At 69.6% G+C, this 12,907-nt stretch carries 9 protein-coding genes; 4 read left to right on the top strand and 5 right to left on the bottom strand.

Annotated features, from left to right (window positions below):
- Positions 1-600 precede the first annotated feature (600 nt).
- The 3 genes from AB0B82_RS10920 to AB0B82_RS10910 are packed head-to-tail and all read left to right on the top strand — an operon-like array spanning position 601 to position 4,738.
- Positions 601-1,440, top strand: a complete 840-nt coding sequence (locus AB0B82_RS10920; protein WP_360165012.1) for an MIP/aquaporin family protein — start codon at positions 601-603, stop codon at positions 1,438-1,440.
- 33 nt (positions 1,441-1,473) lie between these two features.
- Complete coding sequence (gene glpK / locus AB0B82_RS10915; protein ID WP_360165010.1) at positions 1,474-2,991, top strand: glycerol kinase GlpK; 1,518 nt, start codon at positions 1,474-1,476, stop codon at positions 2,989-2,991.
- A 34-nt stretch (positions 2,992-3,025) separates the two neighbouring features.
- A complete protein-coding gene (locus AB0B82_RS10910) occupies positions 3,026-4,738 on the top strand; it encodes a glycerol-3-phosphate dehydrogenase/oxidase (protein WP_360165008.1) in 1,713 nt (570 codons plus the stop codon).
- Positions 4,739-4,785: 47 nt separating this feature from the next.
- Here AB0B82_RS10910 and glpK (AB0B82_RS10905) read toward each other — a convergent pair whose 3' ends face one another.
- The 5 genes from glpK (AB0B82_RS10905) to AB0B82_RS10885 form a co-directional block, all read right to left on the bottom strand.
- Positions 4,786-6,306: a glycerol kinase GlpK gene (glpK, locus tag AB0B82_RS10905; protein WP_360165006.1), complete on the bottom strand. Its 1,521-nt coding sequence runs from the start codon at positions 6,304-6,306 to the stop codon at positions 4,786-4,788.
- Positions 6,307-6,672: 366 nt separating this feature from the next.
- The gene (locus AB0B82_RS10900; protein WP_360165004.1) at positions 6,673-7,431 is read right to left on the bottom strand and encodes an IclR family transcriptional regulator; all 759 of its coding nucleotides are present in this window, start codon (positions 7,429-7,431) and stop codon (positions 6,673-6,675) included.
- 78 nt (positions 7,432-7,509) lie between these two features.
- Positions 7,510-10,032 carry an FtsX-like permease family protein gene (locus tag AB0B82_RS10895; RefSeq protein ID WP_360165002.1) on the bottom strand — a complete coding sequence of 841 codons (2,523 nt, stop codon included), beginning with the start codon at positions 10,030-10,032 and terminating at the stop codon, positions 7,510-7,512.
- Positions 10,032-10,862, bottom strand: a complete 831-nt coding sequence (locus AB0B82_RS10890) for an ABC transporter ATP-binding protein (RefSeq protein ID WP_360165000.1) — start codon at positions 10,860-10,862, stop codon at positions 10,032-10,034. Before AB0B82_RS10890 ends, AB0B82_RS10895 begins: the two co-directional genes overlap by 1 nt.
- A 31-nt stretch (positions 10,863-10,893) precedes the next feature.
- A complete protein-coding gene (locus AB0B82_RS10885) occupies positions 10,894-11,781 on the bottom strand; it encodes a PD-(D/E)XK nuclease family protein (protein ID WP_360164998.1) in 888 nt (295 codons plus the stop codon).
- Positions 11,782-11,963: 182 nt separating this feature from the next.
- Here AB0B82_RS10885 and AB0B82_RS10880 point away from each other — a divergent pair, with 182 nt between their 5' ends.
- On the top strand, positions 11,964-12,887 hold the full coding sequence (locus AB0B82_RS10880) for an intradiol ring-cleavage dioxygenase (protein WP_360164996.1): 924 nt from the start codon (positions 11,964-11,966) through the stop codon (positions 12,885-12,887).
- The last annotated feature ends 20 nt before the right edge of the window (positions 12,888-12,907 follow it).

Below are 12,907 nucleotides of genomic sequence, written 5' to 3'. Positions count from 1 at the left end.
GTGGGTTCACCCACGGTGTTGTGGGTTCCGCACCCTTCACACGGGTCAGGAACCCACAACACGGTGGGTGAACCCACCGTGCGGGGACGCGCGCGGCCGTCCAGCGCGGTCGTTCAGCGCGACCGTCCAGCGCGAGCGTTCAGTCCGGGCGCCGACTCGATCGCGCGGGCCCGGACCCGCCCGCCGATCGGATCGGTCATAAGAGCCGGATGTCCCGCCGGCGTGCGTGGCCTCGCGGCCGGCCCGCCCAAACCTCGACCGCCGGCCGAGGCGCGTACCCAGGTCCTGTGCCAGTCACCACCCACACATCAGTCACAAGAGCCGGTCATTCCTTGTGCAAGGTCCCTGACGGATGTGCAGGGTTCGTCCTGACAGCGGACAGCGGGTGCACGCACCGGTACGGCGTGCCCTGATGGGGGAGACGCCCGCGCAGGTCTGGATGTTGCGACGCCGGCGCAATCGGCCGGCTACTGGGTGTCGCGCACGGACTTCCGGAACAGACCGTTCGACAATGTCGAACGGCGGGCGTTGTGTCGCCTTGTGATCGCTCTTACATTCCAGCCAGCCGTGGTCGTCACGGCATGGAAGGGAGGCCAAGGCATGGCTACGACCGAAGCGGTCAAACAAAGAACCCTTCTGGGGGAGTGTTCGGCGGAATTCGCCGGAACGTTCATCCTGATCCTGTTCGGCGTCGGGGTGGTCGCCCAAGTGGTGGCGGGGGAAATCGGGGATCACGACTCGATCGCGTGGGCCTGGGGTATCGGCGTGACGATGGGTGTCTACGTCTCCGCGCGGGTCAGCGGTGCGCACATCAATCCCGCGGTGACGATCGCCCTCGCGGTGTTCCGCGGTTTCGCGTGGCGCAAGGTGCTGCCGTACATCGGGGCGCAGTTCCTTGGTGCGTTCGCGGCGGCGCTGGTCGTCCGGTGGAACTACTCGAAGGTCCTGAACGCGTTCGACCCGGGCCTGACCATCAAGAGCCAGGGCGTGTTCTCGACCCTGCCGGGCAACGGCAACACCGAGCTCGGTGCCGGCATGTGGAGCGGGTTCCTCGACCAGATCATCGGTACGGCAATCCTGATGATGGTGATCCTGGCGATTGTCGACCTGCGCAACACCGCGCCGCTGGCGAACATGGGACCGTTCATCATCGGTCTGCTGGTCGTCGGCATCGGGATGGCGTGGGGCACGCTGGCCGGTTACGCGATCAACCCGGCGCGTGACTTCGGTCCGCGGCTCGCCTCCGCGCTGACCGGGTACGGGGGGCAGGCGTTCAAGGACCAGTTCGGGGATCCCTATTTCTGGGTCCCGATCGTGGGACCGATCCTCGGTGCGCTGGTCGGCGGCCTGCTGTACGACCTGCTGGTCGGCCGGTACCTGCCGCTGTCCGACGAGGACGAGGAACCGGGACGGGTCCCGGAGGAGGAGACGACCGCATGACATCCGACATGCTGTGTGAGGAGAGGACTTTCCATGGCTGACTTCGTGGGTGCCGTCGACCAGGGCACCACGAGCACGCGCTTCATGATCTTCGACCACTCCGGGAACGAGGTGGGGATCCACCAGCTCGAGCACGAGCAGATCCTGCCGCAGGCGGGCTGGGTGGAGCACAACCCGGTGGAGATCTGGGAGCGGACGAGTGCCGTGGTCCGGACGGCGATGAACGCTCAAGGGCTGCAGGCCAGTGATCTCGCGGCGCTCGGTATCACCAACCAGCGCGAGACCGCGGTCGTGTGGAACCGCAAGACCGGACGGCCGTACTACAACGCGATCGTCTGGCAGGACACCCGGACGGACCGGATCGCCTCGACCCTCGAGCGTGAGGGCAAGGGTGACGTGATCCGGCAGAAGGCGGGTCTGCCGCCGGCGACGTACTTCTCGGCCGGCAAGGTGCAATGGATCCTGGAGAACGTCGACGGGGTCCGGGAAGCCGCGGAGGCCGGGGACGCGGTGTTCGGCAACACCGACACCTGGCTGCTGTGGAACCTGACCGGTGGCACCGAGGGCGGTGTCCACATCACCGACGTGACGAACGCCAGCCGCACGATGCTGATGAACCTGGAGACGCTCGACTGGGACGACGAGCTGATCAGCTTCTTCAACATCCCGCGGCAGATGCTGCCGGAGATCCGTCCGTCGTCGGACCCGAACATGTACGGCGAGACGCTCGCGAACGGGCCGCTCGGCGGCGTGGTCGCGCTGACCGGCGACCTCGGCGACCAGCAGGCGGCGACCGTCGGTCAGGTGTGCTTCAACCCTGGTGAGGCGAAGAACACCTACGGCACCGGTAACTTCATGCTGCTGAACACCGGCACCGAGCTGGTCCGCTCGAACGCCGGTCTGCTGAGCACGATGTGTTACAAGTTCGGTGACGAGGCCCCGGTGTACGCGCTGGAGGGATCGATCGCGGTGACCGGGTCGGCCGTGCAGTGGCTGCGCGACCAGCTCGGCATCATCTCCGGGGCGAGCGAGACCGAGACGCTGGCCCGGCAGGTCGAGGACAACGGCGGCGTGTACTTCGTGCCCGCGTTCTCCGGTCTGTTCGCGCCGTACTGGCGGTCAGACGCCCGCGGCGCGATCGTCGGGCTGTCGCGGTTCAACACCAACGCTCACCTGGCGCGCGCAACACTGGAAGCGATCTGCTACCAGAGCAAGGACGTCGCGGACGCGATGGAGAAGGACTCGGGCGTGAAGCTCGACGTCCTGAAGGTCGACGGCGGTGTGACGGCGAACGAGCTCTGTATGCAGATGCAGGCCGACATCCTCGGCGTACCGGTGAGCAAGCCGGTCGTCGCGGAGACCACCGCGCTCGGCGCGGCGTACGCGGCCGGGCTGGCCGTCGGCTTCTGGAAGAACAAGGAAGAACTCGTCCAGAACTGGAACGAGGACAAGCGGTGGGAACCGCAGTGGACGGACGAACAGCGTGCCAAGGGGTACGCCGGCTGGCAGAAGGCGGTCCAGCGCACCCTCGACTGGGTCGACGTCGACTGATCAGCACGAACACAGGATCGGAAGGGACAACACAGTGGCTGTAGTGGCTCTGTCACCGCAAGCAAGGGCCGACGCGATCGACGCGATGGCCGACGGACGGGAACTGGACGTCCTGGTGATCGGTGGCGGGGTGGTCGGCACCGGCTCGGCGCTCGACGCCGCCACCCGGGGGCTCACCACCGGGCTGCTGGAGGTCCGCGATTTCGCCAGCGGCACCTCCAGCAGGTCCAGCAAGCTCATCCATGGTGGTCTGCGCTACCTGGAGATGCTCGACTTCCGACTTGTGCACGAGGCGCTGCAGGAGCGCGGTCTGCTCCTGCAGCGCCTGGCGCCGCACCTGGTGAAGCCGGTGCCGTTCCTGTACCCGCTGCAGCACCGCGTCTGGGAGCGGTTCTACGCGGGCGCAGGCGTCGCGCTGTACGACGCGATGGCGTTCAGTTCCGGCCTCGGCGCCGGACTGCCCGTCCACCGGCACCTGACCCGGCGGGGCGCCATGCGACTCGTCCCGTCGCTGAAGAAGTCCGCCCTGGTCGGCGCGCTGCAGTACTACGACGCGCAGGTCGACGACGCGCGGCACACGATGGAGCTCGCCCGGACCGCGGCGTCGTACGGCGCCCTGGTCGCGAACCGGGTGAAGGTCACCGGGTTCCTGCGGCAGGGCGAGCGGGTCACCGGCGTCCAGGCGAAGGATCTGGAGAGCGGTCGTGAGTTCGAGGTCCGGGCGAAGCAGGTCGTGAACGCGACCGGTGTCTGGACCGACGACACCCAGGCGATGGTGGGGGAGCGCGGGCAATATCACGTCCGCGCGTCGAAGGGCATCCACCTGGTCGTCCCGAAGGACCGGATCCAGTCCAGCACCGGCATGATTCTGCGGACCGAGAAGTCGGTGCTGTTCATCATCCCGTGGGGCCGGCACTGGCTGATCGGCACCACGGACACCGACTGGCACCTGGACAAGGCGCACCCCGCCGCCACCAGCAAGGACATCGAGTACCTGCTCGACCACGTGAACGCCGTCCTCACCACACCGCTCACGCGGGAGGACGTCGAGGGCGTGTACGCCGGTCTGCGGCCGCTGCTCGCGGGCGAGGAGGAGAGTACGTCGAAGCTGTCCAGGGAACATGTCGTCGCGCACGCGGCGCCGGGGCTCGTGGTAGTTGCCGGTGGCAAGTACACGACGTACCGGGTGATGGCCAAGGACGCGATCGACGCGGCCGCGGACGCGCTCGACGGGCGGGTCCCGCGCAGCGTCACCAAGAACATCCCGCTGGTCGGTGCCGACGGCTACCAGGCGCTGTGGAACCAGCGGCACCTGATCGCGCAGCGGTCCGGTCTGCACGTGGCGCGGATCGAGCACCTGCTGAACCGGTACGGCGCGCTCGTCGAGGAGGTGCTCGACCTGGTCGCCGAGGACCCGTCGCTGGGCGAGCAACTGCCCGGCACCCAGGACTACCTGAAGGCCGAGATCGTGTACGGCGCCAAGGCCGAAGGCGCCCGGCACCTCGACGACATCCTCGCTCGGCGGACCCGGATCTCGATCGAGGCCTGGGACCGCGGCGTCGGCGCCGCCGAGGCGGCGGCCCGGCTGGTCGCGCCGATCCTCGGCTGGGACGAGGCGACGATCGAGCGCGAGGTGTCGGTCTACCTCAAGCGGGTCCAGTCCGAACGCGACTCGCAGGACCAGCCGGACGACGAGTCCGCCGACAAGGTCCGCCTCGAGGCCCCGGACATCGTCTCCCCGGCCTGAAAGAGCCTGCCGTCCCGCCCGCGTCCGTCCTCGGATGCGGGAGGGGCTCAGGCTTCGTGGTCGTCGGTGCGGATCCAGTTGAAGGTGCGTTTCACCGCGGCCTGCCAGTTCGTGTACTCGGTGGCGCGGCGGGCCGGGTCCATGTGCGGCATCCACTGGCCGGCGCGGTGCCAGTTGCTGCGCAGGCCCTCCAGATCAGGCCAGTACCCGACCGCGAGCCCCGCGGCGTACGCGGCGCCGAGCGACACCGTCTCGGTCACCATCGGCCGGACGACGCGGACGTCCAGTAGGTCCGCGATGAACTGCATCAGCAGGTTGTTGGCCGTCATACCGCCGTCGACCTTCAGCGTCGTGAGCTCGATCCCGGAGTCGGCGTTCATCGCGTCGACGACCTCGAGGGTCTGGAACCCGGTCGCTTCCAGGACCGCCCGGGCCAGATGACCCTTCGTGATGTATCCGGTGAGGCCCGCGATCACGCCGCGCGCCTCGCTCCGCCAGTGCGGCGCGAACAGCCCCGAGAACGCCGGCACGATGTACGCGCCGCCGTTGTCCTCGACCGTCCGCGCCAGTGTCTCGATCTCGGCCGCGGTATGGATCATGCCGAGTCCGTCGCGGAACCACTGCACGAGCGATCCGGTGACCGCCATCGACCCCTCGAGCGCGTACGACGCCGGATGGTCGCCGATCTGGTACCCCACCGTGGTCAGCATCCCGTGCTTGGACCGGACGATCTCCGGGCCGGTGTTCATCAGCAGAAACGCCCCGGTACCGTACGTGCACTTCGCCTCACCGACGCTGAAACACGTCTGGCCGAACAGCGCGGCCTGCTGGTCACCGAGCGCAGCCCCGATGCGTACCCCCGGTAGTACTTCGGTGGCTGTTCCGAGGACGCCGGACGACGGGCGGATCTCGGGCAGGATCGCCCGCGGTACGTCGAACGCCTCCAGCAACCTGTCGTCCCAACGGAGGGTCTCGATGTTCATCAGCATCGTGCGGCTGGCGTTGGTCACGTCGGTGACGTGCTGTGCGTCGCCGTTCGGGCCGCCGGTGAAGTTCCAGATCAGCCAGGTCTCCATCGTGCCGAACAGGATCTCGCCGCGTTCGGCGCGCTCGCGGAGGCCCGGCGTGTGGTCAAGCATCCATTTGATCCGCGGCGCCGAGAAGTAGGTCGTCAGCGGCAGGCCGCACCGGTCCGCGAAGCGGTCCGGACCGTCGGTGCCCGCGAGTTCCGTGACCAGCCGGTCGGTGCGGGTGTCCTGCCAGACCACCGCATGCCCGATCGGCCGGCCGGTCCGGCGGTCCCAGAGCAGGCTGGTCTCCCGTTGGTTGGCGATGCCGATAGCAACGACCTGGGCCGGGTCGGCCCCGATCTGCCGGATCGCCGCCGGGACCACCCGGCGGACGTTCTGCCAGATCTCCTCGGCGTCGTGCTCCACCCACCCAGGCCGCGGAAACAATTGCCGATGCTCGCGCTGGGCCACCGACACCAACCGCCCGCGCCGGTCGAACAGGATGCACCGGGTCGAGTTCGTCCCCTGGTCCACCGCAGCCACGTACTGCTCAGCCATCCCCATACCCCCCAAGCAAACCTTCCGACGCCCCACGCCGCGAGCCCCCACCCGCCGTCCGGGCCGTCACCCCCCAAGATGAAGCCTCGCCCTCCCGACTTTCCAGTGGGCAACCCGCGCGCCCCCAGGTCAACCCCCGAATCCGCCCCCAGGTCCGGCGGCGCCGTACGCACCGCCCCTCGCTTGCACTGTCCCACACCGAACCCTCCTCGGGGCACTCCCGACCCGCCCCGCCCTGGGGTGTGCAGTCCCCGCGCAGACGCTCCCGCGCCGTACTGCACGCTGACAGCCGAGTCGCAGCTGGTGCTGGCGGCGCGAGGTGCGAGGGTGGGGAGATGGGCCTGGGGGCGATGGGGCGGGGGAGGGTCATGGGGTGGTCCGGAGGTCGCGGGCGATGGAGTCGGCGGTGTTGCGGACCAGCGTGATGAGGTCGGGGCGGTGGCGGAGGCGGGCGTCGCAGATGCGTTCGATGCGGCCGGCCAGGCCGACGGCGCCGACGACCAGGCCGCCGAGACCGCGGATCGGGGCGGCGATGCCGGCGAGATCGACGGTGTGCTCCTCGAGTTCGGTCGCCCAGCCGCGGGCGCGGACCGTGGCGAGTTCCTCCTCCAGCCGGACCGGGTCGGTGATGGTTCGCGTGGTGAACGCCTCGAGGTTCTTCGGCTTGCCGGCGCGGCTGGTCGCGTACGCCAGTACGGCCTTGCCGAGCGCGGTGGCGTGCGGCGGCAGCGTCGTACCGACGTCGAGGTCTTGCTCGCTGTCATCGGGCCGGAACACGTGGTGCACGACTTCGACCTTGCCCTCGACGAGCCGGCCGACCCGGACCACCTCGCCGCTGCGCGCTGCGAGCGAGTCGGCCCAGTTGATCGCCCGGCTGCGCAATTCGTTCGGGTCGAGGTAGCTCTCACCGAGCCGCCCGAACGCGTCGCTCAGGTGGTAGTGCGCCCCGGCGCCGCCTTGCTCGACGAATCCGACCTGTTGGAGCGTGCGCAGGATCCCGTGCACGGTCGGTTTGGCCAAGCCGAGCGCGTTGCCGAGGTCGGCCACCCCCAGCCCGTCAGGCGCGGCGGCGAGCAGTCGCAGCACCGCCGCGGCCCGCTCGATCGACTGGACGGTCCCCGGCACATTGGCAGGCTACCTGTGAAACCACTGGTCTGGCTCCACCTCGAACGGTGCCGCCCCACAGGGCGCAACCGGCGCCGGTCACTCCGATGCGATGGCGCGGAGTACGTCGAGGCGCGCCGCGCGGCGGGCCGGCCAGACGGCGGCGAGTACACCGAATCCGACCGCGACCGCCACCGTGATCACGAGTTGCAGGACCGGGATGTCCCGGACGGCGAGACCGTCGTCCACCATCGCGGACTGGATCGACACCGCGAACGTCACCCCGATCACCAGCCCGACCACCGCACCGACCAGCGTGATCGCGACCGACTCGACCCGCAGCATTCGGCTCAGCTGCGGGCGGTCCATCCCGATCGACCGCAGCAGACCGATCTCGCGGGTCCGCTCGACGACGCCGAGAGCGAGCGTGTTCACGATGCCGAGCAGCGCGATCAGGATCGCCATCGCGAGCAGGAAACCGACCGCGACCAGAACGCCGTTCACGGGCTCGCGGGCCTGCGCCGCGTAGGCGTCCAGGTCGCGGACCTGGATTGTCGGGTAGCCGGTCCGCAGCCGGTCCAGGATCGCGGTCCGGACCTGCGCCACCTGGTTGCCGTCAGCAACTTCGACGTACAGCAGGTTGTCGCTCGGCGGCCCGCCGAGGGTCGCGTACGTCGGCAGCGAGACAACGAGACCGTTCACCTGGCGGTTCGGGGCGAGGATCCCGCCAACGGTGAGGCGATGCGTACCGTTCGCCGTCTTCAGGTCGAGCGACTTGCCGACGCCGACCTCGAGCAACTTGGCCAGGTTGCGGGGGAGGAGCACCTGGCCGGAGCCGAGCACCGCGGCGGAGCCGGCGTCGAAGCGCGTGCTGACCGGGCCGGCGAGGGTGGCTTCGTCCAGCCCGATGACCTTCACGCTCGCCTTGCCCACCTGACCGTCCTGCTCGCGGACACGGTGCACCGAACGGACACCCGGAACGTCGGCGGTCCGGTCACCGACCTCGGCGCCGAAGCCGGGCGTGCCGTCGTTCGTGATCATCAATTCCGCGGTGCCGAGCGCGTCGGTGATGCCCTGGTCGATCGATGCCTTGACCGACGCCCCGATCACCAGCAGCCCGCTGATCAGCGACACCGAGATCATCAGCGCCGAGGCGGTGGCCGACGTACGGCGTGGGTTCCGCTCGGCGTTGCGGCGGCCGAGGGTGATCGGCGCCTGGCGACCGAACGGGTACATCAGCACGCGAACGACGTACCGACTGACGAGCGGGCTGAGCAACACGATCGCGAGGACGGCCGTGCCGGTGCCGAGGCTGATCAGGATGGCGCCCGGCAGGCTGCCCGTGCTGACGCCGATGGCGTAGAAGACGACGGCCATCAGCACCATGAACCCGCCGGTCAACACCCGGCGCAGCAGCGAGCGCTCCGGGATCTGTACGTCGTCACGCATCGCGGCCACCGGCGCCAGCTTCCCGGCCCGCCGGGCGGCCGGCGCCGAGGCAGCGACGGTCACACCGATGCCGATCACGTAGCAGGCGATGATCGTGGCGGGGGAGACCTCGAGCCCCGCGCTCGGGATGCGCAGGTCAAGGAGCTCGTACGCGAAGCGGATGCCGCTCGCCACACCGATACCGATCAGCAGACCGAGCGTCGAGCCGATGAAGCCGATGACGGCGCCTTCCGCGAGGACCGTGCCCGTGACTTGGCCGCGCGAGGCGCCGATCGCGCGCAGCATGGCCAGCTCGCGCGAGCGTTGTGCGACGACCATCGAGAACGTGTTGACGATCAGGAACGTCCCGATGAACAGCGCGAGTGCGGCGAACAGCAACAGGACGGTGCCGAAGCTGCCGAAGGTGTTGTCCAGGTCGTTCTCGCCCTCGGCGGTGACCTGCTGCGCGGTACGAACGCGGACGGAGTCGCCGAGGGTGTCGGCGATCGCCTGGCGCACCGCGACCGGATCCGCTCCGGGCTGCACCGAGACAGTGATCGACGTCCACCCCGGCTTGCCGAGCAAGAGCAGTTGCGCGGTCACGCTGTCGAAGGCGACCAGTGGCGCACCGGCCGCCGGCCCGGCCTGGACGGGGGTCGTGGTCGCGGTCAGCTCGGCCGTGACGGCCCGGGTGGGCGTGACGATCCGGACCTGGTCGCCGATCGCGTACCCCGTGCGGCCGGCCGTTGACTCGTCGAGGGCGAGTTGCGCGTCACCCACCGGCCGCTGTCCGGTGACCGGTTTGAACAGCGCGTTCCCGGCGTCCCGCGGCCACGAGACACCGAAGCTCGACAGGCCGTAGGTCTCCAAAGGCTTGCCGTCCGGGTCCAGGATCTGCACGTTGCTGACCAGCAGTTGCGGCGTCGCGTCGGCGACTCCGGGCACGGTGACGACGCGGTCGACCACGTCCGAACCGAACGTCGCGGGGCGATCGGTGCCGGTCTCGATCGGGGCGGCCGGCGTCACGGTGATGTCCGCCGTACTCACCGCGAAGTTCTGCTTCAGTGCACTGGAGAGCGTGTCGGTGAAGATCAGGGCGCCGCCGACGAACGCGACGCCGAGGGTGACGGCGAGCGTGCACAGCACGAAGCGGAGCCGGTGGGCGAGGACCGAGCGGAGGCCGAGCTTGAACATCAGCCGGCCAGCTCGCCCGCCGCCGCGCCCTGCCCCGCGCTGTCGCCGCCCTGCCCCGCGCTGTCGCCGCCCAGCGCCGCGCTGTCGTTGGCCTGCTCGGCGTCCAGCGCCTTCATGGTGTCGTGCACCGACTCGGCCGTCGGGTCGACGAGCTCGGACCGCAGCCGGCCGTCGACGAGGAACAGCACCCGGTCGGCGTACGACGCGGCGGTCGGGTCGTGGGTGACCATCACCACCGTCTGGTGGAACTCGCGCACGCTGCGGTGCAGGAAGTCGAGGACGTCGGCGGACGCGCGCGAGTCCAGGTTGCCGGTGGGCTCGTCGGCGAACACCACGTCCGGCCGCGAGACGAGCGCCCGGGCGCAGGCGACACGCTGCTGCTGACCGCCGGACAGCTCGGACGGCTTGTGCCGCAGGCGGTCCATGAGACCGACCGTGTCGACGACCGTGGTCAACCAGTCCTGGTCGGGTTTCCGGCCGGCGAGGTCGAGCGGGAGCGTGATGTTCTCAAGCGCGGTCAGCGTCGGCACCAGGTTGAACGACTGGAACACGAACCCGATCCGGTCGCGGCGCAGATGGGTGAGCTGCTTGTCGGGCAGCGTGGTCAGGTCGACGTCGCCGAGGAACACTTTGCCGTCGGTGGGCCGGTCGAGCCCGGCGAGGCAGTGCAGCAGCGTCGACTTGCCGGAGCCGGACGGCCCCATGATCGCGGTGAACCGGCCCTTCCCGAACTCCGCGCTGACCCCGGCCAGGGCATCCACCTGGGTCAGGCCACCGCCGTACCGCTTCCAGACGTCGGCCGCCCGGACCGCCACCTCAACCACGCTCATGCGACGAACCGTACCGATCGAGGGTTCCTCGCTAGCCGTCGACCGTGATCAGGTCGATGCCCGCGGACTCCGCGGCCACCTCCTCGACGGAGCGGGTCGGCAGCGGCGGCGGCGTGCCGCCCCAGGCCGGGCACAACGGCTTGTGATCGCACCAGTCACACAGCGGACCGGGACTCGGGCGCCAGTCGCCGGAGTCGAGGGCGCGGGTGATCGCCACCCAGAGCGCGGAGACCTTGCGCTCACACGCGCGCAGGTCGGCCTCGTCCGGCACGTAGCGGACGATCTCACCGTTGCCCAGGTACACCAGTTGGAGCATGGCCGGTACGACGCCGCGCAGCTTCCACAGCACGAGCGCGTAGAACTTCATCTGGAACAGCGCCTTCGCCTCGAAGAACTCCGACGGCGAACGACCGGTCTTGTAGTCGACCACCCGGATCTCGCCGGTCGGCGCGACGTCGAGGCGGTCGACGTACCCCCGCAGCACGAGGCCCGACTCCAGCGCGGTCTCGACGTACAGCTCGCGCTCGGCGGGCTCGAGGGCGTTCGGGTCCTCGAGGGTGAAGTACTTCCCGAGCAGCTCGTGCGCCTCGGTGAGCCACTTCGCCAGCTCCTCGCCGCTGGCGTCCTCGGCGAACAGCTCCGCGACCTCGGGCTCTTCCTCGAGCACGCGCTGCCACTGCGGCTCGAGCAGCTGCGCCGCCTGCTCCAGCGTCCGCTGCCCGCGGGGCAGGTCGAACAGCCGCTCCAGGACCGCGTGCACGACCGTCCCGCGGACGGCGGCCGACGACGGCTTCTCCGGCAGCCTGTCGACCACCCGGAAGCGGTACTTCAGCGGGCAGCTCATGAAATCGGCAGCACGCGAGGGCGACAGGGCACCCCGCGGGTGCTCATGCGGATCGGCAGCGGCGGCAACGCTCATGACCCAAACCCTAGGCTCAACCACCGACAGTTCGCCCGCGCCCACCCCGGCACCTGTGGAAAACCGCCTCTGTGACCGATGTGTGCACCGGAAAGCCCTCGCCGAGTCCGTGCCGTGGCGTTCACAGCGAACTCCCAGCCAACTCCCGGACAAGCGCCGGGACCGCTTGTCATGCTCGAACCATGACCCCGCCGAACCAGCCGCTGAGCCAGCCGCCACCGAACCACGATCGCGGTCTCGAGTACGACCTGGCGACCCTGCACCGCCGCCGCTTCCTCGGCCTGTTCACCGCCGCCGGGCTCGCCGTCGCAGGGTGTACGACGGACTCGGGCACCGCCGGCCAGACGCCGTCGATGACCGGTACGCCGTCCAGCACCGCGACGACCTCACCGACGACCTCACCGACAACCTCACCGACAACCTCACCGGCAACCACGCCGGCGACGACGTCGGGTACGACGCCAGGGGGTCCGGCGACTGCCGTCGACGAGATCCCGGCAGAGACCGGCGGACCGTTCCCGGGCGACGGCTCGAACGGCCCGAATGTGCTCACCGAGTCCGGCATCGTCCGCAGCGACATCACCACGTCGTTCGGCAGCGCGTCCGGCGTCGCGACCGGCGTACCGCTGTCGGTCGAACTCCTGATCGTCGACGCCGACGAGGACCAGCCGCTTGCCGGGGCCGCGGTCTACGTGTGGCACTGCGATGCGCAGGGTCGCTACTCGCTCTACTCCGACGGTGTAACGAACGAGAACTACCTCCGCGGCGTCCAGGCCACCGACAACTCCGGCAAGGTCACGTTCACCACGATCTTCCCGGCCGCGTACCCGGGCCGCTGGCCGCACATCCACTTCGAGGTGTACTCGGGCCTCGACGAGGCCACCGCCGCCGGCCGGGTCACTCGCACCTCTCAGCTCGCGCTCCCGAAGGACGTCTGCGCCGCGGTCTACGCCACCGACGGGTACGACGGCAGCGCGCAGAACCTGGACCGCACGCCACTCGGTGACGACAACGTTTTCGGCGAGGACGACGGTGTGCATCAGCTCGCCACCGTCACCGGCGACGTCACCAGCGGGTACGTCGCGACGCTGACCGTCGGTGTTTGACCGACCGAGTGGGCGGGTGC

Origin of the sequence: Kribbella sp. NPDC048915 (assembly GCF_040649595.1) — a bacterium.
GTDB lineage: Bacteria > Actinomycetota > Actinomycetes > Propionibacteriales > Kribbellaceae > Kribbella.
Note: the sequence above shows the minus strand (reverse complement) of the source record. Positions and strands in the feature narration are given on the sequence as shown.

Excerpts from the sequence above, each read along its gene's own strand:
- glpK (WP_360165010.1), top strand. The coding sequence starts at position 1,474 with ATGGCTGACTTCGTGGGTGCCGTCGACCAGGGCACCACGAGCACGCGC.
- AB0B82_RS10880 (WP_360164996.1), top strand. The coding sequence starts at position 11,964 with ATGACCCCGCCGAACCAGCCGCTGAGCCAGCCGCCACCGAACCACGAT.
- AB0B82_RS10885 (WP_360164998.1), bottom strand. The coding sequence starts at position 11,781 with ATGAGCGTTGCCGCCGCTGCCGATCCGCATGAGCACCCGCGGGGTGCC.
- AB0B82_RS10920 (WP_360165012.1), top strand. The coding sequence starts at position 601 with ATGGCTACGACCGAAGCGGTCAAACAAAGAACCCTTCTGGGGGAGTGT.
- glpK (WP_360165006.1), bottom strand. The coding sequence starts at position 6,306 with ATGGCTGAGCAGTACGTGGCTGCGGTGGACCAGGGGACGAACTCGACC.
- AB0B82_RS10890 (WP_360165000.1), bottom strand. The coding sequence starts at position 10,862 with ATGAGCGTGGTTGAGGTGGCGGTCCGGGCGGCCGACGTCTGGAAGCGG.
- AB0B82_RS10895 (WP_360165002.1), bottom strand. The coding sequence starts at position 10,032 with ATGTTCAAGCTCGGCCTCCGCTCGGTCCTCGCCCACCGGCTCCGCTTC.